At 62.7% G+C, this 24,775-nt stretch carries 23 protein-coding genes; 18 read left to right on the top strand and 5 right to left on the bottom strand.

Annotation, left to right across the window (positions count from 1 at the left end; all coding sequences use genetic code 11):
• Nucleotides 1-64 precede the first annotated feature (64 nt).
• Both NE547_RS13055 and NE547_RS13050 read left to right on the top strand, forming a co-directional pair.
• Nucleotides 65-637, top strand: a complete 573-nt coding sequence (locus tag NE547_RS13055) for an NAD(P)-dependent oxidoreductase (RefSeq protein ID WP_256176132.1) — start codon at nt 65-67, stop codon at nt 635-637.
• 2 nt (nt 638-639) lie between these two features.
• Nucleotides 640-1,224, top strand: coding sequence for a dipicolinate synthase subunit B (locus tag NE547_RS13050; protein WP_256176131.1), 585 nt, complete (start codon nt 640-642; stop codon nt 1,222-1,224).
• A 119-nt stretch (nt 1,225-1,343) separates the two neighbouring features.
• On the opposite strand, the gene NE547_RS13045 is transcribed toward NE547_RS13050, so the two are convergent.
• The 3 genes from NE547_RS13045 to NE547_RS13035 form a co-directional block, all read right to left on the bottom strand.
• Nucleotides 1,344-2,273 (bottom strand): sugar phosphate nucleotidyltransferase, encoded by a 930-nt coding sequence (locus NE547_RS13045; RefSeq protein WP_186908241.1) that lies wholly within the window; start codon nt 2,271-2,273, stop codon nt 1,344-1,346.
• Nucleotides 2,274-2,480: 207 nt separating this feature from the next.
• A complete protein-coding gene (locus NE547_RS13040; protein ID WP_256176130.1) occupies nt 2,481-4,022 on the bottom strand; it encodes a sodium/proline symporter in 1,542 nt (513 codons plus the stop codon).
• A 203-nt stretch (nt 4,023-4,225) separates the two neighbouring features.
• Nucleotides 4,226-4,816 (bottom strand): TetR/AcrR family transcriptional regulator, encoded by a 591-nt coding sequence (locus NE547_RS13035; protein WP_186908243.1) that lies wholly within the window; start codon nt 4,814-4,816, stop codon nt 4,226-4,228.
• Between the two features lie 323 nt (nt 4,817-5,139).
• On the opposite strand from NE547_RS13035, the gene NE547_RS13030 reads away from it, so the two are divergent.
• From NE547_RS13030 to NE547_RS12955, 16 genes are all read left to right on the top strand, one after another.
• Complete coding sequence (locus tag NE547_RS13030) at nt 5,140-6,480, top strand: ABC transporter substrate-binding protein (RefSeq protein ID WP_186908244.1); 1,341 nt, start codon at nt 5,140-5,142, stop codon at nt 6,478-6,480.
• 173 nt (nt 6,481-6,653) lie between these two features.
• Nucleotides 6,654-7,505: a carbohydrate ABC transporter permease gene (locus NE547_RS13025; protein ID WP_256176129.1), complete on the top strand. Its 852-nt coding sequence runs from the start codon at nt 6,654-6,656 to the stop codon at nt 7,503-7,505.
• The gene (locus NE547_RS13020; RefSeq protein ID WP_256176128.1) at nt 7,505-8,353 is read left to right on the top strand and encodes a carbohydrate ABC transporter permease; all 849 of its coding nucleotides are present in this window, start codon (nt 7,505-7,507) and stop codon (nt 8,351-8,353) included. Before NE547_RS13025 ends, NE547_RS13020 begins: the two co-directional genes overlap by 1 nt.
• Before the next feature lie 32 nt (nt 8,354-8,385).
• A complete protein-coding gene (locus NE547_RS13015) occupies nt 8,386-9,405 on the top strand; it encodes a LacI family DNA-binding transcriptional regulator (RefSeq protein WP_256176127.1) in 1,020 nt (339 codons plus the stop codon).
• Nucleotides 9,406-9,410: 5 nt separating this feature from the next.
• Entirely contained in the window at nt 9,411-10,922 is a 1,512-nt protein-coding gene (gene malQ, locus NE547_RS13010; protein ID WP_256176126.1) for a 4-alpha-glucanotransferase, read from the top strand.
• Nucleotides 10,923-11,387: 465 nt separating this feature from the next.
• Nucleotides 11,388-12,566: a Xaa-Pro peptidase family protein gene (locus tag NE547_RS13005; RefSeq protein WP_256176125.1), complete on the top strand. Its 1,179-nt coding sequence runs from the start codon at nt 11,388-11,390 to the stop codon at nt 12,564-12,566.
• A 49-nt stretch (nt 12,567-12,615) separates the two neighbouring features.
• Nucleotides 12,616-13,794: an NADP-dependent malic enzyme gene (locus NE547_RS13000; RefSeq protein WP_256176124.1), complete on the top strand. Its 1,179-nt coding sequence runs from the start codon at nt 12,616-12,618 to the stop codon at nt 13,792-13,794.
• Nucleotides 13,795-13,808: 14 nt separating this feature from the next.
• Entirely contained in the window at nt 13,809-14,090 is a 282-nt protein-coding gene (gene citD / locus NE547_RS12995) for a citrate lyase acyl carrier protein (protein WP_256176123.1), read from the top strand.
• The gene (citF, locus tag NE547_RS12990) at nt 14,087-15,901 is read left to right on the top strand and encodes a citrate lyase subunit alpha (RefSeq protein ID WP_256176122.1); all 1,815 of its coding nucleotides are present in this window, start codon (nt 14,087-14,089) and stop codon (nt 15,899-15,901) included. The genes citD and citF overlap by 4 nt, the downstream gene beginning before the upstream one ends.
• A gap of 76 nt (nt 15,902-15,977) precedes the next feature.
• On the top strand, nt 15,978-16,874 hold the full coding sequence (locus NE547_RS12985) for a CoA ester lyase (RefSeq protein WP_186908601.1): 897 nt from the start codon (nt 15,978-15,980) through the stop codon (nt 16,872-16,874).
• A 193-nt stretch (nt 16,875-17,067) separates the two neighbouring features.
• Nucleotides 17,068-18,183, top strand: coding sequence for a TRAP transporter substrate-binding protein DctP (locus NE547_RS12980; RefSeq protein ID WP_256176121.1), 1,116 nt, complete (start codon nt 17,068-17,070; stop codon nt 18,181-18,183).
• 151 nt (nt 18,184-18,334) lie between these two features.
• Nucleotides 18,335-18,835 carry a TRAP transporter small permease gene (locus tag NE547_RS12975; RefSeq protein WP_186908599.1) on the top strand — a complete coding sequence of 167 codons (501 nt, stop codon included), beginning with the start codon at nt 18,335-18,337 and terminating at the stop codon, nt 18,833-18,835.
• Nucleotides 18,832-20,130 carry a TRAP transporter large permease gene (locus NE547_RS12970; RefSeq protein WP_186908598.1) on the top strand — a complete coding sequence of 433 codons (1,299 nt, stop codon included), beginning with the start codon at nt 18,832-18,834 and terminating at the stop codon, nt 20,128-20,130. The genes NE547_RS12975 and NE547_RS12970 overlap by 4 nt, the downstream gene beginning before the upstream one ends.
• Before the next feature lie 13 nt (nt 20,131-20,143).
• Nucleotides 20,144-21,124: a D-2-hydroxyacid dehydrogenase gene (locus tag NE547_RS12965; protein ID WP_186908597.1), complete on the top strand. Its 981-nt coding sequence runs from the start codon at nt 20,144-20,146 to the stop codon at nt 21,122-21,124.
• Between the two features lie 73 nt (nt 21,125-21,197).
• A complete protein-coding gene (locus NE547_RS12960) occupies nt 21,198-22,124 on the top strand; it encodes a uroporphyrinogen decarboxylase family protein (protein ID WP_186908596.1) in 927 nt (308 codons plus the stop codon).
• Nucleotides 22,125-22,226: 102 nt separating this feature from the next.
• Nucleotides 22,227-23,006: an IclR family transcriptional regulator gene (locus tag NE547_RS12955; RefSeq protein ID WP_186908595.1), complete on the top strand. Its 780-nt coding sequence runs from the start codon at nt 22,227-22,229 to the stop codon at nt 23,004-23,006.
• A gap of 48 nt (nt 23,007-23,054) precedes the next feature.
• Here NE547_RS12955 and NE547_RS12950 read toward each other — a convergent pair whose 3' ends face one another.
• Together NE547_RS12950 and NE547_RS12945 are read right to left on the bottom strand one after the other, a co-directional pair.
• Nucleotides 23,055-24,002, bottom strand: coding sequence for a 2-hydroxyacid dehydrogenase (locus NE547_RS12950; RefSeq protein WP_186908594.1), 948 nt, complete (start codon nt 24,000-24,002; stop codon nt 23,055-23,057).
• Between the two features lie 107 nt (nt 24,003-24,109).
• Complete coding sequence (locus NE547_RS12945) at nt 24,110-24,610, bottom strand: hypothetical protein (RefSeq protein ID WP_256176120.1); 501 nt, start codon at nt 24,608-24,610, stop codon at nt 24,110-24,112.
• Between the last annotated feature and the right edge of the window lie 165 nt (nt 24,611-24,775).

Here is a 24,775-nt window from a genome sequence, read left to right as displayed (position 1 = left end):
CGGCGGAACACGGCCGCCCCTGGAACAAGGTACGGACGGAAGCGCCGGGGACTGCTGAAAATAGATGCAAAAACTGTGCCAGCTTTTGCAGGCGGCTGAGGTCCCGAGGGGATGCCGGGCCGGACGGCCTGTTTTGTGTCCGGCCGGCAATGCGGTGCCCACCGCAGAGGGGGCCATCCAGATCGCCATGGAGGAGCTGCCCATCACCATCCACGGCGCACGGGCGCTGGTCATCGGCTATGGACGGCTGGGGCGGGCGCTCTCCCAGCGGCTGGCGGGGCTGGGGGCCAAGGTCAGCGTGGCGGCGCGCAAGTTTGCCGACCTGGCCTGGGCGGAGAGCTGCGGCTACGGCATCGAGCACACCGGACAGCTGGAAGGCTGGCTGTGCTGCTACGACTTGGTGGTCAACACCGTGCCCGCCCGCATCCTGAGCGAGGAAGACCTGGAGGACCTGCGCCCGGGCTGCCTGGTCATCGACCTGGCCTCCAAGCCCGGCGGCGTGGACCTGGAGGCGGCGGCGCGCCTGGGAGTGAAGGTGATATGGGCGCTCTCGCTGCCCGGAAAGGTGGCCCCCGTGACGGCGGGCAAGAGCATCAAGATCACGATCTACAACATCCTTCACGAGTTGGGAGTGTGAACATGGAACAAATACGCGTGGGGTTCGCTTTCTGCGGCTCCTTTTGTACTTACGGCCAGGCCATGAGCGCGCTGGAGCAGGTCAAGGCCCGCTTCGGAGACGTGACGCCCATCGTCTCCGAGGCCAGCGCGGCCCTGGACACCCGCTTCGGCGCGGCCCACGATCATATGCGGGAGATGGAGCGCATCTGCGACCGGCGGGTGATCGACTCGATCCCGAAGGCGGAGCCCATCGGGCCCAAGCATCTGCTGGATGTGCTGCTGGTGTGTCCCTGCACGGGCAACACCCTGGCCAAGCTGGCCTGCGGGATCACCGACACCACGGTGACCATGGCGGCAAAGGCCCATCTGCGCAACGGCGCGCCGCTGGTGCTGGCCATTTCCACCAACGACGCCCTGGCGGCCAGCGCCAAACATATCGGCGCGCTGATGGACAAAAAGAACGTCTATTTCGTCCCCTTCCGGCAGGATGATCCGGTGGGGAAACCGACCTCTCTGGTGGCGGACTTCTCCCGGGTGAACGCCGCCATCGAGGCGGCCCTCCAGGGCCGTCAGCTCCAGCCGGTGGTGCTGGGGCCGGAACAGTAGCGATACCTGCAGCGCCGGGAAAGGAAATGGCCGGGCGGCCCGGTCCAAAGCGGAAAAGCAGGCGCCCCGTTCCCTGCCGCGGCAGGGAACAGGGCGCCTGCTTACCGTCAATCGGAGGCTCAGACGGTTGCCCACAAGTCGTCGGGATAGAGCCCGGCAGCGGTTTTTTCCGCGATGGCGGCCACCACCGCCGGTTTGTCCTCCCGATACGTGACGCCGTACCATTTCTCGGCGCTGCGCAGTACCTTGACCCGGGCCTTGCCGGCGTCGATGAGCTGGCTGACGACGCTGGGAAGAAAATACTCGCTTTTGAGCGGGTCTTCCGCCAGGGCCCGGTCCAGAAAAGCGGGGAAGCGCCGCTGTGCTTCGGAAAGAAAGCTGTTGGTGAAGCCCCACAGGTTCATCGAGACGATGGTGCCGCCGCTCAGACGGGTCCAGGTCTGCCCGCCGTCTTCCGTAAAGCGGGCGTCCGCGCCCTCCGGCTCGATGTGGGTGTGTTCCACCACCTGTTCCAGATAGTGCCCGGCATCCTCGCGGCAGACACCGCGGGCCACATGGCCGTGCTCGGTCACGGTATTGCCCAGAAGGTAGCCCACCATGGCGTATTCATAGCAGCCGGGCCGGTCCGTGTGGCGGGAGAGATAATCGTATATGGTACGAAAGGCCTCCGGGCCGTAGTAATCGTCGGAATTGATGACGGCAAAGGGGCCGTCCACCAGGCCCCGGGCGGCCAGCACGGCATGGCAGGTGCCCCAGGGTTTTACACGGCCGGCGGGAACGGCGTAGCCCTCCGGCAGGTCGCTCAGCTCCTGATACGCGTATTGTACGTCGATGACCCGGGACAGACGCGCTCCGATGGCGGATCGGAAGTGATCCTCGAGTTCGCGCTTGATGACGAAGACTACCCGCTTGAAACCGGCGCGCAGGGCGTCGTAGATGGAATAGTCGATGATCAGCTGGCCGTGGTTTCCCACGGGGTCGATCTGCTTGAGGCCGCCGTACCGGCTGCCCATACCGGCGGCCATAACGACCAGAACAGGTTTGGTCATGGAGCACACTCCTCCGTAAATTGAAATAAAGGCATTAGGAAGCTGGACCCGCGCCCGCAGGCACGGCGGGCGCGGAGGAAGCGGACGTCTTTGTAAGGCTAAGCGGCGGCCGTCCCGGCAGACAGTATTATAATTGCAAATGGGAAAATGTGCAACCGGGAGATCGAACCGCCCCGCCGGCTGCTGCGGCAGCCGGCGGGGCGGTTGTCACTTCGTGTGCCTGACCTGCTCGAAGTTCCCGCAGATCTCCGCAGAAGGGGGCGGGGTGAGCAGGGACACGGCCACGATGGCCACGCAGGCCACCAGAAAGGCGGGCAGCAGTTCATAGAGGTCCCACGCGCCGCCGAGGGGACGGATCAGGTACTTCCAGAGAAACACCATCCCTCCGCCCGCCACCATGCCGGCCAGCGCGCCCCACTGGTTGCTGCGCTTCCAGAACAGGGCAAAGAGCACCACCGGGCCGAAGGCGGCCCCGAAGCCCGCCCATGCGAAGGAGACGATGGTAAATACCGAGCTGTTGGGGTCCCAGGCCAGCGCCACGCTGACCACGGCAATGGCAATGACGGTGACGCGGGCGGCCAGCATGGCGGCCTTGGCGCTCAGCCGGATGTGCAGGACGTCCTGCAGCAGATTCTGGGATACGCTGGAGGCGGCGGTGAGCAGCTGAGAGTCGGCGGTAGACATGGTGCAGGCCAGGATGCCCGCCAGCACCACGCCGGCCAGCAGGGCAAAGAGCACGCCGTTCCGGCTGAGCAGGTCGGCCAGGCGGATGACCACCGTCTCCGACTCGGCGCTGGAGGCGAACTGGGGGATCTTGCCCGCCCTGGAGACGCCGTAGCCGATGATGCCGATGAGGATGGCCACGAACATGGAGATGACCACCCAGATAGAGGCAATGCGGCGGGACAGACGCAGCTTGCCCTCATCCTGAATGGCCATAAAGCGCAGCAGGATATGGGGCATGCCGAAGTAACCCAGGCCCCAGGCCAGGGTGGAGAGGATGGACAGGCCGCCATAGGGGACGGCGGCGCCGGAGGCTGCGTCGTGGCTCTGCGTCATGCTCAGGTAGCCGCTGAGACCGGCGGCGTGATCCAGTACGGCCTCCCACCCGCCTGCCTGTTGGATGCCGAAGAAGACGATGACCACCAGGGCGATGGACATGACGATGCTCTGGATGAGATCGGTGGTGGACACCGCCAGAAAACCGCCCAGCACGGTATAACCGATGATGACGATGGCGCCCACGATCATAGCGGTGTGATAATCCACGCCGAACAGGCTGTTGAACAGGGTGCCCACCGCCTTGAAGCCGGAGGCAGTGTAGGGAATGAAGAAAATAAGGATGAGGATGGCGGCGATGCAGGTGAGCACGTGGCGCTCGTCCCGGTAACGCAGGGAAAAGAAGCTGGGGATGGTGATGGCGCCCAGCTGGGTGGAATAGCGGCGCAGCCGCTTTGCCACGATGAGCCAGTTCAGATAGGTGCCCACGGCCAGGCCGATGGCAGTCCAGCCTGCGTCGGCAATGCCGCACAGGTAGGCCACGCCGGGCAGGCCCATGAGCAGCCAGCTGCTCATGTCCGAAGCCTCCGCGCTCATGGCGGTGACGATGGGCCCCAGCTTCCGCCCGCCCAGGTAGAACTCGTCGGAAGACGAGCCGCCGCCCTTACGGCTGAAGTAAAAGCCCACATAGACCATCCCCAAAAGGTAGATGACGATGGCTGCGATGATGCAGAATTGTTCCGTGGTCATTGCTTTCCCTCCCAAAAGTACCGTTTCCGCCCGCCTGCGGCACACACCGCGCAGAGCCGGGCGAAACAAGAATGGGGTTATCATACCACGGCAAAAAATAGACTACAATACAGAATAGGGTATAGACTACAGTCTATACCCTACATGATAAAAATACGTTTTTTATTGAAAGATCAAGGAAAAGCAGACAGACGAAAAAGAGACTAGACTTCGGGCAAAAAGCCGCTCAAAAAATTCGGAAGTACGGAGGCGGCATAGTCCCGCAGGGAGTATTCCCCGCCGCACAGGCACCAGTCGTACATCAGGGCGCGCTCACACAGGGCGTAGAGCTTTACCATTTCGTTGACGCTGCGGCGTGTGGAGAGCTCTCCCCTGGCCTGGCCGTCGGCGATGATGCGCCGCAGCAGGCGGTAATAGGTGCGCTTATGGTCCAGCAGATGCTTTTCCCCGCTGGTGACCAGCTGAGTGGACAGCAGACGGGCCAGAAGTTCCATGGACACGCTGTTTTCGATCATGGAAAACAGCTCCGCATTCAGGAAGAGCAGCTGCTCCAGAGCGGGCATGGAGGGGTCCATGGCCGCCCGCAGGGTCTCGTACTTCTCGTCAAACAGGTCGCTCAGCGTGCTCAGAAGGGCGTCCTTGCCGTCAAAGTAGTGGTAAAAGGAGCCCTTGGAGGTGTGGGAGAGCTCGATGATCTCTTCTACCGTAGTATGCTCGTAGCCCTGCTCATAAAACAACTGCCATGCCGCCCCTACGATCCTGCCCCGGGTGTTGCGGGCGTTCCGTTTTGCCATATCAGGCGCCTCCTTCCGCTGGATGCGGCTGGCGCCGCGCGCATCGGCCGCAAAACCATGGGTTCCATGGCCATTATTATAGCGTGTTTTGGGCCGCAGGGCAATGGGGGAGGATGGGCCCGGGGCGAAGCGAAAAAAAGAGACGGCGTTTTGTACAACTTAGACGAATGAAAATTTGGTGAAATGCTAAAATTATGGAAAGTGCGCAAAATCCGCTTGCATTTTTGAAGAAAGGGGAGTAGCATAGAAACGCAGAGGTTGGAAACGTTTCCATGAAACGTTTCCAACCATCCGCAACCATACTGAACAGGAGGAATATCAGAATGAAAAAGCGACTGTTTGCTCTTGCACTTTCCGGCGCAATGCTCATTGGCCTGCTGGCCGGATGCGGCGGAGGGGGGACCTCCGGCACCCCTGCGCCCGGCACCGCCGCGCCGGAGACCGGCGCTCCCGAGACCACAGCCCCCGCTGCGGACGGCTCCGTCTATTACCTGAACTTCAAGCCCGAGCAGGATGAGCAGTGGCAGGCCCTGGCCGAAGCCTACACCGCCGAGACCGGCGTGCCCGTCACCGTGGTCACCGCGGCGTCCGGTCAATACGAGACCCAACTGATGGCTGAGATGGGCAAGAGCGAGGCTCCCACGCTCTTCCAGGTCAACGGCCCCGTGGGGCTGGCCAACTGGAAGGATTACTGCTATGACCTGTCCGGCTCCGCCCTGTACGGCGAGCTGACCAGCGACGACTTCGCCCTGAAGGACGCGGACGCGGTCTACGGCATCGCCTATGTCATCGAGACCTACGGCATCATCGTCAACAAGGCGCTGCTGGAGCAGGCCGGCCACTCCATGGACGAGATCACCGACTTCGCCGCGCTGAAGGCCGTGGCGGAAGATATCACCGCCCGCAAGGACGAGCTGGGCTTCTCCGCGTTCACCTCCGCCGGTATGGACGGCTCCTCCGACTGGCGCTTCAAGACCCATCTGGCCAACCTGCCCATCTACTATGAGTACGAGGCCGAGGGCGTGCACGCCGACGCCATCAACGGCACCTATCTGGACAACTACCGCGCCATCTGGGACCTGTACATCAACAACGCCACCTGCGCTCCCGCCGAGCTCTCCGCCAAGACCGGCGACGACGCGGTCGCGGAGTTCGTGAACGGCCAGGCCGTGTTCTATCAGAACGGCACCTGGGCTTACGGCGACGTATCCTCCCTGGGCGACGAGAACCTGGATATGCTGCCCATCTACATCGGCGTGGACGGCGAGGAGAACCAGGGCCTGTGCACCGGCTCTGAGAACTACTGGTGCGTCAACAGCCAGGCCGACCCCGCCGACATCCAGGCGACCCTGGACTTCCTGTACTGGGTCGTCACCTCTGAGACCGGCACCACTTCCCTGGCCGACGACATGGGCTTTGTCTGCCCCTTCCGGTCCGCCAAGCCCTCCACCAATTACCTGGTCGGGATCGCGGACCAGTACATCGCCGCCGGCAAGAAGTCCGTGGACTGGTGCTTCCCCACCATGCCCTCTGAGGAGTGGAAGAACGGCGTGGGCTCCGCCCTTACCGCTTACGCCGCCGACCAGACCGACGCCAATTGGGACGGCGTGGTCTCCGCCTTTGTGGACGGCTGGGCCACTGAATATCAGCTCAGCCAGGGCTGAGGCTGTTACCGCCGGAAAAGGGGGAGCGTTGGCTCCCCCTTTTCCAAACCCGGCGGCTTTCGATGAGGGCGCGGCCGAACGCGCCTTTATCCAAGGCTACCGGAGCTGCGGACCCGGCTTTGCCGGCGTACGGCATACCGGGCCCGACCCGAGAAAAGGAGGGAACACCCACCATGGAAAAAGCGCTCAAACGGTATTTCCCCATCTTCGTCCTGCCTACCCTGGCGGCCTTTATCATCGGCTTTCTCATCCCCTTTGTCCAGGGGCTCTATCTGTCCTTCTGCAGGTTCACCACGGTGGGCAATGCGCAGGTGGTGGGCATCGGCAATTATTTGAAGGCCTTTGCGGACAGCACCTTCACCTACTCCTTCTGGTTCACCGTCCTCTTTGCCGCGGTGAGCACCGTGGTGATCAACGTGCTGGCCTTTCTGGTGGCCCTGCTGCTGACCCGGGCCATCAAGGGCACCAATGTGTTTCGCACCATCTTTTTCTTGCCCAACCTCATCGGCGGCATTGTGCTGGGCTACATCTGGCAGATCCTGATCAACTGCGTGCTCTCCCTGGCGGGCAAGCCCCTGCTGGCCCTGAATACCGCAGCCGGGTACTGGGGGCTGATCATCCTTATGGCCTGGCAGCAGATCGGCTATATGATGATCATCTATATCGCGGGCCTCCAGTCCGTGCCCGGCGACCTGCTGGAGGCCGCCCAGATCGACGGGGCCACCTCCTGGCAGACGCTATGGAAGATCAAGATCCCCATGGTCATGTCCTCCATCACCATCTGCGTGTTTTTGACCCTGACCAATTCCTTTAAGCTCTTTGACCAGAACCTGGCCCTTACCAAGGGCGAGCCCAGCCACACCACCGAGATGCTGGCCTACAATATCTACAATACCTTTTACGCCCGCTCCGGGCCCCAGTGGAAGGGCATCGGACAGGCCAAAGCGGTCATCTTCTTCGTGCTGGTGGTGGCCATCGGCCTCATCCAGCTGCGGGCTACCCGCTCCCGGGAGGTGCAACAGTGATGAAAAGCAAACGCCGCTCTTTTGCCAACAGCCCATTCTGGACGGTGCTGATGACCGTCGTGTGCGTGATCTATCTGTACCCCATCTTTATGGTCTTTATGAATTCGCTGAAGGTGGAGACCGCCATCACCACCTCGGGGGCCTTTACCCTGCCCACCGCGGACACCTTCGCGGGCCTGAGCAACTATGCAAACGCCATCGGCGCCAAGGGCTTTCTGGTCTCCTTCGGGTACACCGCCTTTATCACCGTGTCCTCCGTGGTGCTCATTCTGATCTGCTGCTCCATGTGCGCCTGGTACATCACGCGGGTCAACTCCGCGGCCTCCAAGGTCATGTACTATCTGTGCGTGTTCTCTATGGTGGTCCCCTTTCAGATGGTCATGTTCACCCTCTCCTCCCTGGCGGATAAGCTCAGGCTCAACACGCCCTGGAACATCTGCATCATCTATCTGGGCTTCGGCGCGGGGCTGGCGGTGTTTATGTTCACCGGGTTTATGAAGACCATCCCCGTTGAGATCGAAGAGGCCGCCATGATCGACGGCTGCAATCCTATCCAGACCTATTTCAAGGTGGTTTTCCCCATCCTGCGCCCCACCATGGTATCCGTGGGCATTCTGGAGGCCATGTGGGTGTGGAACGACTATCTGCTGCCCACGCTGGTGCTGGACATTAAGAAGTACCGCACCATCTCCATGCTGATCCAGTACTTCCGGGGCAGCTACGGCCGGGTGGAGATGGGGCCCATGATGGCCTGCATCATGCTGACCATCTTCCCCATCGTGGTAGTCTATCTGCTGGGACAAAAGCACATCATCAAGGGCGTGGTGGCCGGAGCGGTCAAGGGCTGAGCGCGCCCGGAAGCAGTATGGAGGTGAAGGGGTTGACCATCAAAGATATCGCTCAGCTGTCCGGCTACGCCGTGGGGACCGTATCGCGGGTGCTCAACGACCGCCCCAATGTGTCCGACGCGGCGCGGCAGCGGGTGCTGGCGGTGGTGGAGGAGCACCACTTCAAACGCAACAGCAACGCCAAGCACCTCAAGCAGCAGTCCAGCAGCGGCGTGGCCATCATTATCAAGGGTTCCCGGAATATGCTCTTTGCCGACATCGTGGAGCATATCCAGGCGCTGCTGCGGGACAGCGGGTACCCGAGTACCGTCTATTATCTGGACGAGGACCACGACGAGGTGGAGCAGGCCCGCCAGGTCTGCCGCGAGCGCCGGCCCCAGGGCATCTTGTTTCTGGGGTCCAATCTGGAGCTGTTCCGCGCCGCCTTCCAGCCCGTCCGCGTGCCCTGTGTGCTGGTGACCAACTCGGCTGCCGGCCTGGGCTTTGCCAACCTGTCCAGCGTCAGCACCGACGACGCCAGAGCGGCCCGGGAGGCGGTGGAGCGGCTGATGGTGCTGGGACATCGGAAGATCGGCATCATCGGCGGGTGCATGGAGGCGTCCAACACTGCGTATACCCGCTTTCTCGGCGTGCAGCAGGCGTTTGCGGAGCACGGCCTTGCCTTTGACGCGGAGCGCCAGTATGAGATCAGCCGCTTTGCCATGTCCAGCGGCTATGAGGCCATGGGGCATCTGCTGGACCGGATGCCGGAGCTCACCGCCGTGTTCGCCATGTCCGACGTGCAGGCGGTGGGGGCCATCCGGGCCCTCCATGACCGGGGGCTGGGCGTGCCGGAGGATATCTCCGTGGTCGGCTTTGACGGGATCGAGCTGGGCGGCTATTTGGTGCCGAAGCTCGCCACCGTCCGCCAGGATGCCGAGACCATGGCCCGGCGGAGCGTGGAGATCCTGCTCCGGCAGGTGTGCGAGGGGGAGGGGGCGGTCCACGAGCTGATCCCCTACCGCTTCCTGCCGGGGGAGAGCACGCGGGAATTGAGAGAGGAAAGGGCCTGATCCATGTGAGAGCAAGCGGTATCCTGATGCACCTGACCAGCCTCCCGTCGCCCTTCGGGGTGGGGACCATGGGGGCGGCGGCACGGCGCTTTCTGGAGTTTTTAGAGGCGGCGGGACAGACCTACTGGCAGCTGCTGCCCATCTGTCCCACCAGCTTTGGCGATTCCCCCTACCAGAGCTTTTCCACCTTTGCGGGAAACCCCTATCTGATCGATCTGGACGATCTGGCCGCGGACGGCCTGCTGCGGGCGGAGGAGTATGTGCCGCTGGATTGGGGCGCGCAGGCGCTGGCGGTGGACTACGGCCTTCTGTACCAACGGCGCTACCCAGTGCTGCGCAAGGCCTGTGCCCGGCTGCTGGCCGCGCCGCCGGCGGAGTTTGCTGTTTTTTGTAAGAACAACTCCTTCTGGCTGGAGGATTACGCTCTGTTTATGGCGCTGAAGGGCGCCCACGGCGGCGCGGCCTGGCAGGACTGGGAGGCGCCCCTGCGCAATCGGGAGCCGCTGGCGCTGGAACGGGCGCGGCGGGCCCTGGGGGAGGATATTTCCTTCTGGAAAGGGGTGCAGTTCCTTTTCTTTCGCCAGTGGCGGGCGCTGAAGGACTGCGCCGGCAGACGGGGCGTGCGGATCATCGGGGACCTGCCCATCTATGTCTCCGGCGACAGCGTGGACGTATGGGCCCACCCGGAGCAGTTTCAGCTGGACGGGGACCGTCTGCCCCATGAGGTGGCGGGCGTGCCGCCCGACGGCTTTTCCGCCGACGGGCAGCTCTGGGGCAATCCGCTGTTCGACTGGGACGCCATGAGCCGGGACGGCTATGCCTGGTGGAAACGGCGCATGGCCTATCAGTACGAAATCTACGATGTGCTGCGCATCGATCATTTCCGGGGATTCGATTCCTATTACGCGGTGCCCTACGGGGAGGCGACCGCCCGGAACGGCCGCTGGCGGCAGGGACCGGGCCGGGCGCTGTTCCAGGCCGTGGAGGAGGCGGTGGGGCCCAAGCCCATCATTGCGGAGGACCTGGGCTACCTGACGGAATCGGTACACCGGCTGCGGGACGACTGCGGGTTTCCCGGCATGAAGGTGCTGGAGTTCGGCTTCGACAGCCGGGACGGCAGCGGCTCGGTCTATCTGCCCCATCATTACCCCCGAAACAGCGTCGTGTACGTGGGGACCCACGACAACGACACCGCCCTGGGCTGGCTGGCCTCCATTACCCCGGAGGATGCGGCCTACGCCCGCGCTTATCTGCGCCTGAACGACCCGGACGGGGCCAACTGGGGTATGATGCGCGCGGCCTGGGCCAGCACGGCGGATACCGCCGTGGTGCAGGTGCAGGATCTGCTGGGGCTGGGCAGCGAGGGGCGGATGAATACCCCCTCCACCGTGGGCGGCAACTGGCGGTGGCGGGCCGCGCCGGGCTTCGACAGCGCGGAACTGGCCGCAAAGCTCCGCCGGGAGACGGCGCTCTATGAGCGCCTCAGCGCGCCGGCGAAGGCGTCTTACCCGGGCTGAACCTCTCCAGGCGGGGTGCAATGGGTGCCGAACAAAGCCAAAGGGCCTTGAAAGCCAAGACTTTCAGGGCCCTTTGGCTTTGTTCGGGTACTAGGAGTCCGGGCGGGACGGCCCGCGCACCTCCCGGCGGGACGGTTTATGCCCCGCTGCAGCGGTGACACGGCGGCTGCCGTGCGAAGAAACCGCAAGGCAGTTTCCTCAGCAGGTACTATTTTAAAATTGGATTTTATAGAGTGATTCAAGAGAAAGCGTTGCCGAAGATTGCGCATCCAACGATTTTCGGCAGATTTTTTGCACGAAAAATCTTGGATTTGACCGGATCACCGCGCGCGGCGTCCGGCTCTGCCTCCCCCTGAAAGGCAAAGATTCTCGCAGGAAGGCGTTGACAAAATCCGGGGAGCGGTGGTATGATAGGTAAAGATTGAAATAAGATTTCACAAAATGAAATAAGGGGGATTCCAACTTATGGTTCACGACATGCCGGAGCGTTACCGCTACCACATCTCCAACGAGGAACTGGAGCGGCGCTGGAGCGCGGTGCGGGCCAAAATGACGGAGCAGGACATCGACTGCCTGGTGATCAACGGCTACGACAATATGCTGGGCGGCTATCTGCGCTGGTTTACCGATATCCCGCTGGCGGATTACCCGCTGTCCGTCCTGTTCCACCGGGAGGACGAGATGACCTTTATCGGCCACGGCGGCGTAGGGACCCGCAGCATCGCGGCCGAGCTGGCCCGGGGCGTGGGGGAAGCCCCCGCCACCCCCATGATGCCGACCCTGTGCTACACCGACCGCTACGTGCCCGACCTGATGATCGAGAGCATCAAACGCCGCAATTACCGGAAAGTGGGCTTCGTGGCGCTGGCTACCATCCCGGCCAGCATGTATAAATACCTGACCGAAGAACTCGGCGGGGTGGAGTTTGTGGACGCCACCGAGCTGGTGGACTACATCAAGGCCATCAAGAGCCCGGAGGAGATTGAGCGGATCCGCTGGTCTGCCGCCGTGCATGACAAGGTATACGCGGCCATGCCCGCCATTTTCCGGCCTGACCGCTATGAATATGAGATCACCAACGATATCCGGGCTCTGGGCGGGGAACTGGGCGCTGAGTGCATCATCAACGTGTCCATCGGCACCGATCCCAACACCCCGGTGAAGGGCGTGGTGCCCTGGCAGTACCGCCGCACCAAAATGGGGGACAAGATGTTCTGGCTCATCGAGCTCAACGGCCCCGGGGGCTACTACAGCGAGGCGCTGCGCACCCTGGTGCTGGGCGAGCCGCCCAAGGAGTATGTGCAGGCTGCGGATACCGCGGCCAAGTGCCTGGATCTGATCGCCTCCATGATGAAGCCGGGCGCCAAGTGCCCCGACCTGTTCCGGGCCAACAACGAGTACCTGGTGGCCCACGGCTATCTGCCCGAAGGGCGGCTCTTCGGCCATGGCCAGGGATACGACATGGTGGAGCGGCCCGCCTTTGTTCCTGCCGAGACCATGGCCCTGGCGGAGAACATGTACGTGGCCTGCCACCCCGGCGCGGTGGACGGCAAGGTGGTGGGACTGGCCTGCAGCAACTTCCTCATCACCAAGGACGGCTGCGAGCGGGTGACCACCACGCCCAACGGCCTGATCATCTGCTGAAAACGCGCAGGTTTGGATCAATCAAAGAAAGATAAGGAGCGTGACGCCAATGACACCGATCGCGGAAGAAAGCCTGAAGCTGCATTACGCCAAGCGTGGCAAGATCGAAGTGATCTCCACCGTGCGCGTGCAGGACAAGAACGACCTGAGCCTGGCCTATACCCCGGGCGTGGCCCAGCCGTGCCTGGAGATCCAGAAGGACGTGGACAAGAGCTATGAGCTGACGCGGCGCTGGAACATGTGCCTGGTGGCGACCGACGGCAGCGCGGTGCTGGGGCTGGGAGACATCGGTCCGGAAGCTGGGATGCCCGTTATGGAGGGCAAGTGCGTGCTGTTCAAGGAGTTTGGGGGGGTGGACGCGTTCCCATTGTGCATCAAGAGCCACGACGTGGACGAGATCGTGCGCACCATCCAGCTCATCTCCGGGTCCTTCGGGGGCGTGAACCTGGAGGACATCGCGGCGCCGCGGTGCTTTGAGATCGAGCGGAAGCTGAAGGAGTGCTGCGATATCCCCATCTTCCACGACGACCAGCACGGCACGGCGGTCATTACGCTGGCGGGCCTGACCAACGCCCTGAAGGTGGTGGGGAAGCGGAAGGAGACGGTCCGTGTGGTGATAAACGGCGCCGGGGCGGCGGCGATCGCCATCTGCAAGCTGCTGCTGGCGGCGGGCGTGAGGGACGTGACGCTGTGCGACCGCAGCGGAGCCATCTACGCGGGCCGGGAGAAGGGGATGAACGCCGTCAAGGAGGAAATGGCCCGGGTGACCAACCTGCAGAAGCGGGCGGGCAGCCTGGCGGAGGTGCTGGCGGGGGCCGACGTGTTCATCGGCGTGTCGGCGCCCGGCGCGGTGACGACGGAGATGGTGCGGACCATGAACCGGGACGCGATCCTGTTTGCCTGCGCCAACCCCACGCCGGAGATCTTCCCCGACGAGGCCAAGGCAGGCGGGGCGAAGGTGGTGGCCACGGGGCGCAGCGACTTCCCCAACCAGATCAACAACGTGCTGGCGTTCCCGGGCATCTTCCGGGGCGCGTTCGACGTGCGGGCCAGCGACATCAACGAGGCGATGAAGGTCGCGGCGGCCGAGGCGCTGGCGGGCCTCATTTCAGACGAAGAGCTGAACGCCGATTACATCATCCCCGCCGCCTTCGATCCCCGGGTGGGCAGGACGGTGGCCGCCGCCGTGGCCCGGGCCGCCCGCGACAGCGGCGTGGCCCGCATCTAAAAAGGGAGGCGCCTATGAAGCTGAATACCAGCGCCCAGGCGGGCAGCGAGAACAAGAGCGACGTGCTGGTCACGGTGTCGCCTGCCGAAGAACTGACGGTCAAGCTCCTGGCAAAGCCTATCATTGCAAAGCAATTCGGCGCCCAGATCGAGCGTGCGGTGCGCCAGGCGGCGGCCGACGAGGGGGTCGACGCCGCCCGGATCGAGGTCAGGGACGGCGGCGGCGCGCTGGATTTTGCGATCCGGGCCCGGGTACGCTGCGCCCTGCGCCGTGCGAAGGGGGGGACTGCGTCGTGAGCCAACGGTTTACCATCTGCGGCAACGACCCCAAGGCCCTCATCAACGCCCCCCTGCGGGGGGAGCGGGAAGTGGTCATCGATCTCTGGGAGAGTGTGGACGAGGCAGAGCGGGACGCCGCGGAGCTTTTGACCGAGGAGGCCCTCGCATTTCTGGATTACAGCGGGATGGAGGTCTTTCTCCGCCGCGCGCCCGCCCAACCGGGCGGCGCGCCGGAGCTGGGGCGCGTACCGCCGCGTTCGTTCCCGCGTGCCGACGATGTGCCGGCGCCCGGGCGGACTGCGCCGGATCGGGCGGTCCCCGACTACATCGAGTATTACGGGCGGGTGGAGCATTTCAGCGGCGCCTTTGCCCACGTGGGCGAGCGCCGGCGCACCGGCGCCCGGGTCAAATCCCGGACGCCCGGAGAGCAGAAGGTGGTCGCCCTGCAGGAGGCCATCCGGCGCTCCGGCTTGAAGGACGGCATGACGGTCTCCTTCCACCATCACCTGCGCAATGGGGACAAGGTGACCAATCTGGTCATGCAGACCATTGCGGACATGGGCTTCCAGGACATCCACCTGGCGGCCTCCGGCATCTTTGCCTGCCATGAACCTCTGGTGCCGCTGATCGAGTCCGGGGTCATCACCCAGATCTCCGTCAATACCTTCAACCCCGGCCCGGTGGCCCGGGCCATTTCGCAGGGCAAGCTGCGCAAGCCCGCCATCCTCCGCAGCCACGGCGGCCGGCCCCGTGCCGTTGAGAGCGGCGAGATGCATGTGGACGTGGCCTTTATCGCCGCGCCGACCTGCGACGAGATGGGCAACCTGAACGGGACCCACGGCCCCTCCGCCTGCGGCTATCTTTCCTATGCCTATGCCGACGCGGAGTTTGCCGATACCGTGGTGGCGGTCACCGACAACCTGGTGCCCTACCCCGCCTGCCCCATCGAGATCGGCCAGAACCTGGTGGATTACGTGGTAAAAGTGGACTCCATCGGCGATCCCAACGGCATTGTCTCCGGTACCACCAAAATCACCACCGACCCGGTAAACCTGCGCATCGCCCGCGACGCCGCCCGGCTCATCGACCAGGCGGGCTATATCAAGGACGGCATGACCTTCCAGACCGGCGCGGGCGGGACCTCCCTGGCCGTGGCCGCCGAGGTGCGGGAGTATATGAAGGAGAAGGGCGTGGTGGGCGCATTCGGCTCCGGCGGGATCCATTCCTACTTTGTCAAGATGCTTCAGGAGGGCCTGTTCCGCGCCCTGTTCGATGTACAGTGCTTCGACCTGGACGCCATCCGGTCTGCGGCGGAGGATCCCCGCCATATGGCCATGAGCGCCTCCCTGTACGGCAACCCCCACACCAAGGGCTGCATCGTCAATAACCTGGATGTCATGATCCTGGGCGCCACCGAGATCGATACCGACTTCAATGTCAACGTGATCACCGGCTCCGACGGCGTGATCCTGGGCGCCTCCGGCGGCCATAACGACTGCGCGGCGGGCGCCAAGCTCACCATCATCGTCACCAATCTCCTCAAGGGCCGCCTGTGCGTGGTCCGGGACCGGGTGACCACCATCACCACCCCCGGAGAGACCGTGGATGTGCTGGTCACCGAGTACGGCGTGGCCGTCAACCCCAGGCGGACGGATCTGCTGGAGCGGCTCAGGGACAGCGGACTGCCCCTGGTGGACATCCATACGCTCCGGCGCATCGGGGAGCACCTGACCGGGACGCCGGCGCCCCAGGAATTCACCGACCGGATCATCGGGGTGGTGGAGTACCGGGACGGCACGGTGATCGACGTGGTGCGGCAGCCCAAATAGCGGCGCTCCCGGCGGCCTCTTTTTTTGCGGATCTGATTTCACTATACAAAATAATATTTTTTAGGAGGAAATTACCATGTTGAACGACGTCATGCGTACCAGCCTGTACATCCCCGGCAACAACCCCCGCTTCATCGCAAAGGCCCCCACCTCCGGCGCGGATATCGTGACCTTTGATATCGAGGATGCGGTGCCCCCTCAGGAGAAGGCAAACGCCCGCAAGATGACCGCGGAGAGCCTGAAGATGGCTGCCGAGGGCGGCAGCGAGGTGTATGTCCGCATCAACGGCTGGCACACCGAGTGGACCAACGACGACCTGGAGGCCGTTGTGCGTCCCGGCCTGAACGGCATCACCCTGCCCAAGACCCGCAATGCCGACGACGTGAAGCGGCTGGACTGGAAGATCAGCGAGATGGAGTACCGCTACGGCATGCCCGAGGGCAGCGTGAAGATGAGCGTGCTGCTGGAGACCGCCTCCGGCATCATGAACGCCTATGAGATCTGCACCGCCTCCAAGCGCCTGGTCTCCGCCTTCTTCGGCGCCGTGGATTACTGCGCCGACATGCGCATCAAGCGCACCAACCTGGCCGCCGAGCAGAAGGTGGCCCGCTCCATCGTGGCCATCGCCGCCCGCAGCGCCGGCCTGACCGCCCTGGACGCCCCCTTTGCCGACTTCTCCAACATGGCCGACTTTGAGCAGAATACCCTGGACGGCATCGATATGGGCTACGAGGGCCGCATGATCATCCATCCCAGCCAGATCCCTGTTGCCCACCGTCTGTACAGCCCCACTGACGAGGCGGTCGCCCATGCCCGCAAGGTGAAGAAATTCTTTGAGGAAGAGGGCCTGGCCAAGGGCCTGGCCTCCGTATCCATGGACGGCGGCATGGTGGATACCCCTGTGTATGTGTCCGCCTGCGAGACCATCGAGCGCTATGAGGCCATCCAGGCCAAGGAAGCCAAGCGTAAGTAACAACTGTGACAGAGCCACCGGCGTTTCACTTATAGAAATTGGAGTTTACTACAAAAAATCGACTTAGATTTTAGGAGAAATGCCGGTGGCAATTTTATCCGCCCGCCTTGACAAAAAAGGGACGAAAGCGATATAATAGCCACAGCAAATGAAACTTAGTTTCATTTGGTAAAATTTAAGGGGGAACAACAAAATGAAAAGGACGAACCGCATCCTGGCATTGATCCTGGCGCTGGTTATGGCCCTCGCCCTGGCGGCCTGCGGCAACGGCGCCGGCACCGGCAACACGCCCTCCACCACTGCGCCCGAGACAAGCGCGCCTGAGACCGCCGCGCCCGAGACCACCGCTCCTTCCACCGGCGACAAGGACTACGGCGACTACTCCGCTGAAAACCCGCTGGAGCTGAAGCTTTCCCACTTTGCCGGCAACGACACCAACCAGCTGGCCCAGCTGGCCATCGCCTTTGAGCGCATCGTCGAAGAGAAGACCGGCGGCGCTGTGGACGTGGTCATCTATGGCGGCGGCGTGCTGGGCAACGACCGTGAGTCCTTTGAGAGCGTGATCGCCGGCACTCTGGATATGGCCGTGAACAACACGCCCATTATCTCCAACTACGATGAAATCTTCCAGGTGCTGGATCTGCCTTACCTGTTCCAGGATTACGATCACATCAACGCCTTCCTGGCCTCTGACATCTGCCAGCAGCTGCTGGACAGCCTGACCTCCACCGGCGCGCGCATGCTGTGCATGCAGGCCGTGGGCTTCCGCAACATGGATATGTGCACCGGCCCCGTCAAGACTCCTGCCGACATCGCCGGCACCAAGATCCGCGTCACCGACAGCCCCATCTACCGCGCTCAGTATGAGGCCTGGGGCGCCAATCCCCAGATCATCGCCGGGCCCGAGGTGCTGACCGCCCTGCAGCAGGGCACCATCGACGGCTGCGACAACGTGCACAACGTGCAGTACGCCGACCGCTACTATGAGTTTGCCAAGTATATCTCCATCACCGAGCACGCCGTCCACTTCAACGGCCTGACCATCAATAACGCCCTGTTCGAGGGGCTGAGCGCCGACCTGCAGGCCGACATCCTTGCCGCCGCCCAGGAGGCCGCCGCCGAGCGGACCGAGGCCCTGCGCGTGGAGAACGACGAGCTGCTGGCCACCATGGAGTCCGAGGGCGCCGTCGTCACCAAAGACGTGGACAAGCAGTCCTTCATTGACGCGGTGCAGCCCCTGTATGAGGACTTCACCGCCAACCACTCCGCCGGCTCCTATGTGGAGCAGATCCAGGCTCTGGCCGGCTGATCCGAAGAAAAAGAGAGATTGTTCAGCCTTGGGACAGGCGCGCGTCGGTTGCGTCGCGCCTGTCCCAATTTTTTAGGAAGCGCCGAGGATCCCTGCCGTGCAGGACGATCCGGCGCTTGCTTAAGCCAAAGGTCGAGAAAGGAGCGCGTGCATGGTTTCCACGCTGCAAAAGGTCAGTGATGTGCTGACCAAGATCATGAGGGTCGTCATGGTCGTCCTGTTCATCTGGATGGTCGTGTCCCTGGGCATCCAAGTAGGAGCCCGATACATCTTCCACAAGAGCTTCGTCTGGTCGGAGGAATCCGCCCGGTACTGCATGATCTGGATGGTCTTTATCGGCGCCACTGAGATCATCTTCAATGACGAACATATCAAGGTTACCGTCATCGAGGACCTGGTGCACGGTCTGGGGAAGAAGATCGTGCTGGTTCTGCAAGACATTGTGGGGCTGATCTTTTCCGTGATGCTGGCCTACTACAGCTTCCCCCAGGTGGCTCTGGCCTCCAAGGCCGTCTCCTCCAACATGGATATCAACATGGGGATCGTTTACGGGATCTTCCCCGTGGTCACCATACTGATGGTAGTGGCCTATCTGTTCCGCCTGATCCTGGTCTTTGCCAAACAGCCTGAGAAGGGAGGGGAGCAGGCATGAACTCTGTCGCGCTGTTCTTTATTCTGGCCGTGGTCCTGCTGGTCATCGGCGTGCCGGTGGCCACCACGCTGGGCCTGTCCTCAGTCATCTTTATTATCCTGGAGGGCATTCCCACCTCCACTGTTATCCAGCGGATGTTTGCCGGTGTGGATGTGGTGGCCCTCATGTGCATCCCATTCTTCATTCTGGCCGGCGACCTGATGGCCAAAGGCGGGATTGCAAAGCGCCTGGTACGGGTGGCCAACCTGGTGGTGGGCAACATTACCGGCGGCCTGGCCTACGTAACCATCATTGTCTGCGCCCTGTTTGCCGCCATGACCGGTTCCGCCATGGCCTGCTGCGTCACCGTGGGCGCCATTATGATCCCCTTCATGGACGAAGCCGGCTATGACCGGTCCTTCTCCGCCGCCATCGTGGCGGCCGGCTCCGTACTGGGCCCCATCATCCCGCCCAGCACCGCCATGATCATCTATGCGGCCAACACCAATACGTCCATTTCCTCGCTGTACCTGATGGGCATCCCCGCCGGCCTCATCCTGGCGCTCGGCCTGTGCGTGCTGAGCTTCTTCTACTGCAAGAAGCGCGGCTATAAGGGCCTGTCCAAGACCGCCTGCCTGAACATGGGGGAGGGCGAAAAGCTCACGGGGAGTAAGGTATTCAAGACGGTGGTGGGCGCGATCCCCGCCCTGGGTTCTCCCGTCATCATCCTGGGCGCCATTTTCTCCGGTTTCTGCACCCCCACCGAGGCGTCGGTCATCGCGGTCATCTATTCCTTTATCATCGGCATCTTTGTCTACCGGGAACTGAAGATCCGCGATATCGGCAAGGTGCTGCTGGGCTCCGCCAAGAGTACCGCCAAGGTCATGTACATCGTGGCTGCCGCCGGACTGTTCGCCTGGGTCATCTCCTACGCCCGCGTGCCCCAGATCATCCTGGACGTGCTCATGAGCATCTCCGACAGCCGCGCCGTGCTGTACTTCATCATGATCGCGGTGCTGCTGGTGATGGGCTGCCTCATGGACGCCACTCCCATCATGCTGATCACCATCCCCATTTTCCTGCCCATCTGCAATGCCGTGGGCATCAACGCCCTCCATTTCGGCATCTGCATGTGCGTGGCGGTGTGCATCGGCTTTGTGACCCCGCCCTTCGGCACCTGCCTGTTCACCGCGATGGACGTGGCGAAGGTCAGTATGACGAATCTGGTCAAAAAGATATTCCCCTTCGTACTTTTGATGATCGCCATCCTGTTCCTGCTGGTGTATGTGGAACCCCTGACCATGTTTGTCGTATAAGGAGAAGAAAACGATGGCAGACGTATTGATCCTCTTCGGGCACCGGCCCGACATCCCCATGAAGGTGGAGCGGCGGCATCTGGATGCGGTCCAGGCCGCCTGCTCCGGCAAGGTGTACTACTACCAGACCGAGGAGGAGGCTTTGGCCGACGGCGTGGACGCCGAGGTCCTTTTCCTCTGGGGCGGAAGCGGCAGGATGCCTGAGGCATGGTGCGCATCTTCCAAACGGCTGAAATGGATCAACTCCTTTTCCGCCGGCGTCAACCCCATCATGGACGGTCCCATCTCCGATCTGCCGGTGCGTCTGACCAACGCCAAGGGCATTCACGGCAAGACCATGGGCGTGACCACCATGGGGTACATCATCTCATTTCTGCGGCATTTCCCAACCATGCTGCGCCAACAGCGCGAGCATGTGTGGGACAAGACCACCGTCACCTTTATGGAACCCACCGGCCTGACCGTGGGCATCATCGGCGCGGGCGCCATCGCCGGCGAGGTGGCCCGGCTCTGCAAGAGCATGGATATGACGGTACTGGGCGTCAAGCGTACCGTTACGCCCCTGGAGCACTATGACCGGGTCTACCCCAACACGGAACTGGACACGGTGCTGGCCGCCTCCGACTTCGTGGTGATCCTCACGCCCCTGACCGACGCCACACGGGGCATGATCGGCGCGGCGCAGCTGGCCAAAATGAAACCCACCGGCGTGCTCATCAACATTGCACGCGGGCCTGTGGTGGATACCGAAGCGCTGGTAGAAGCGCTCCAGAAGGGCATCATCGGCGGCGCCGCCCTGGACGCCGTGGATCCGGAGCCGCTGCCTGCGGACAGCCCCCTGTGGGACATGGAACAGGTGATCCTTACGCCCCACTGTGCGGCGGACAGCACCCTCTATATGGACCGGGCCATGGAGCAGTTCTGCGAGAACCTGAAGCATTTTGAACAGGGCGAGCCTCTGTTCAACGAGATCGACCTGAAGCGAAAGTACTGAGCACCGGCAGGGGCAGGGACCGAAGCGGCCCCTGCCCCTGCCGCCATGTATAACGAAGGGAGCGTGGTCAGCAATGACGGAAAAGGAAAATGTCCTGCATGCACTCCGGCACGACGGGAAGGCGGAGTGGATCGCCAACATTACAGACAGCGTGCGCTTTTTCACAGTACCCCAGTCCCGGGACAAGGTAAAGGAGGGGCTGGACTGGTTCGGCGTGCGCTGGCGGGATTTTTCCCCGCTGAACGAGCCGCTGTTCGAGGACATATCGGAGTGGAAGGAGCGGGTGGTATTTCCGGACCTGGACGCCATCGACTGGAAGACGGAGGCCGAACGGCTCCTGCCCGGACTGGAGCGGGAAAGCAAGGCGCTGTGGCTTTCCCTGTCTCAGGGCCTGTTTGAGCGCCTGCACTCCCTGCTGGGATTTGAATATGGCGCGACCTCCTTCTATGACGACCCGGAGGCAACGCTGGAGCTGATCGGGGCGCTGACCGATTTCCGTCTGAAGCTCATGGAAAGGCTGATCGACCTGTATGATCCGGATATCGTGGATTACCGGGACGATTATGGTACCCAGACCAGCCTGTTCTTTTCCCCGGAGATCTTTGATGCCTTCTTCCTGCCTTCTCTGAAACGGATCGCGGACTATGTGCATGCGCGGGGCAAGGTGTTCGTCTTCCACTCCTGCGGAAAGGTGGACCCGCTGGTGGGGCGCTTCGCAGCGCTCGGCGCGGATACCTGGGATTCGGTGATGCCCTGCTGTGACCTGCCCGCGCTCTATGCGCAGTACGGGGACCGGCTGGGCTTCTCCTCCAACATGGATATGCAGAAATTTGACTTCTGTACGGAGGAGGAGGCCCGCGCGGTGGTGCGTTATTACATCGACACGTTGGGCGGCAGGAACAATCTGCTGCTGTGGGATTTGTATCCTATGAAGCTGAAACTGGATCCGGCCATCCTGCGGGATGAAATACGCACCTATGGGCGCCTCCGGAGAAGCTGAGCGGATTTATTTCTGCCCCAAGAGTTCCTTTACACTTGCGTGCTTGGAAAAATTGTGCTAAAGTTTTACGTAATGAAATGAAGTGAAGGGTGTAGAGGGAACATGACGGCCAAATTGTCAAAACTCAATCAATCAGTGGAAAAGGTGCTCCAGATCATCGAGATCATGGCGCATGAGCGGCAGCCCATGCGCCTGCAGGATGTGGCGGCCGGATGCGGCATGCCGGCCAGCACGGTCCTGCGGATGCTCAATACGCTGCTGGTGTACGGCTACGTGAACCAGGATCCCCACAGCCTGCGCTATTCCCTGTCGCTGAAATTCGCACAGATCGGCAGCCGGGTCTGTGAGCAGGTGAGCCTGCGGGATATCGTGCATCCCCTGCTGGCGGAGCTGTCCCGGGAGTGCCGCGAGGCCTCCTGTCTGGCCATCGAGGAGGACATGGAAGTGGTCTATACCGATGTGGTGGACGGCCCGGACAGTATGCTCAAGATCATGCAGCGGATCGGAAAACGGGCGCCCATGCACTCCACCGGCATCGGCAAGCTGCTGCTGCTGAATTACAGCGAGGAGCAGCTGGACGAATACATAGCCGCCAAGGGACTGCCTGCACTGACCCCCAATACCCTGGTCACCAAACAGGCCCTGGCGGCTAAGCTGGAGGAGATCCGCGGCCAGGGCTATGCCCTGGATGATGAGGAGTGCGAACTGGGGGCCCGCTGCGTGGCCGCGCCCGTTCGGGATTATACCGGCCGGATCGTGGCCGGGATCAGCATTTCCGGGCCCATCTCCCGGATGACGATGGAGCATATCCGGGAGGTAGCCCCCGTGGTCACGGGGACGGCGGCCCAAATCTCCAAGGCCCTGGCCTATGACGCCATGTGAACGGCAGCGAAAACCCCCGCCCACGCAATTGCGTGGGCGGGGGTTTTGTTACAGGATCACGTTGATTTGACGGCCCGCGATCCACTGCTGGAGCGAGTCGAATACGATCTTGCAGCGCTCCTCCATGGATTCGGCGGAGGCGAAGGCCACGTGGGGGGTAACGATGGTGTTCTTGCTGTGGAGCAGGGGGTGGTCGGCGGACAGAGGAGGCTCCACTTCGAACACGTCGATCCCGGCGCCGCCCAGATAGCCGCTGTTCAGCGCGTCGGCCAGGGCCTGGGAGTCCACCACCGGGCCCCGGGCGGCATTGATGAGCAGCGCGCCCTGCTTCATTTTGGCGATGTTCTCCTTGCCGATCAGGCCCTTGGAGGATTCGTTCAGCGGACAGTGGAGGGAGACGAGGTCCGACTGCGCCAGCAGTTCGTCCAGGGAGACGAACTGGATGAAGGAGGGCTCGTCCCCCTTGACGTGCCGCTTATTGCCCAGCACCCTGCAGCCAAAGGCGTGGAACAATTCCGCCGTACGCCGGCCGATGGCCCCTACGCCCACGATGCCCACCGTCTTGCCCTGCAGCTCGCAGCCCACCAGGCCGTCCTTGGTCTGCCCGGCGCGGCAGCGCGCCTCCACCTGGGGAACGTTGCGCAGCAGAGAGAGGGCCATGCAGATCACCAGCTCCGCAACGGCCTGGTTGGAATAGCCGGCGGCGTTGGATACCTTCACGCCCTTGGCGCGGCAGGCGTCCAGGTCCACGTGGTCCACGCCGGTGAAGGCCACGTCGATGAACTTCAGCTCCGGGCAGGCGGAAATGACCTCGCCCTTCAGCGGCATATTGGCGATCATGATCACGTCGGCGGCCTTGGCGCGCTCGATCTGCACCTGGGGATCGGTGTCCTTGGGGTAGGCCTGGAACGTGTGCCCCGCATCCACCAGGGGCTTGGCGCAGGCGTTCAGGATCTGGTCCGGCACGCCCAGGGATTCCAGCAAAACAATGTTCATCCGGGAAGCATCCTCCTGTCGTTTACACGCTGTAAATTTCATACATTAAAATGTAGTTTTATTATATCACCTTTTTTGCCCCTTGACAAGCCCTTTTTCCCGCAGCGTCAAAGGTTTCCGGAGGAAAACGCGCCTTGCAGCAGCGCCCCCAGCAGGAGGGGCAGGACAAGGGCCGACAAAAACAGAACGGCCTCCAGGACCAGGTCCCCGCGGCGGCGGCGCAGGCGGCGCCGCTCCCAGTAGCGGCTGACGTCGTCCTGCCGGAAAAGGGCCAGCAGAACCGTGATGCGGGAGAGCAGGACGACCAGCGTCAAAGCGGTCGCCCGGTCGAGGGCGGAAACGCCGCCGAATTGGAGCAGCCCCACCAGATCGCCCACGCCCCGGACCGCGCCGATACAGAACACCGCCAGGGCGGGCCAGCTGCCCCGGAGCAGTCCCCAGAGCACCACCGCCGTGGGCAGCAGTCCGGCGGCCGCAAGCAGGAGCACAGGGCCGCTCCGGTACGGCCAGACGGGCAGCGTCCGTTCCAGCGCGGTCAAAAGCAGGTTCAGAAGCAGCAGGGCCGCCAGCCACCTGCGGCCGCGTTTTTCTTCCGGATGATCCTTCATGGCGTTGCCTCCCAAGCAGATGAAGCTCAATTGATTCTATCCTATCACGACCCCTACCCAATTGCAATTTTTTGTGTTATGATACCCTCGGTGAATCCGGGGCAGTACGCCTGCCGGACTTCCGGCGGGCGTATGCCGTGTAATGCCATGGGATGACCCAATCAA

Source organism: Flavonifractor sp. DFI.6.63 (assembly GCF_024462255.1).
In the GTDB taxonomy this organism is placed as follows: Bacteria; Bacillota; Clostridia; order Oscillospirales; family Oscillospiraceae; genus Lawsonibacter_A; species Lawsonibacter_A hominis.
The sequence above is the reverse complement of the archived record's forward strand: the minus strand, read 5'-3'. Positions and strand labels throughout refer to the sequence as shown.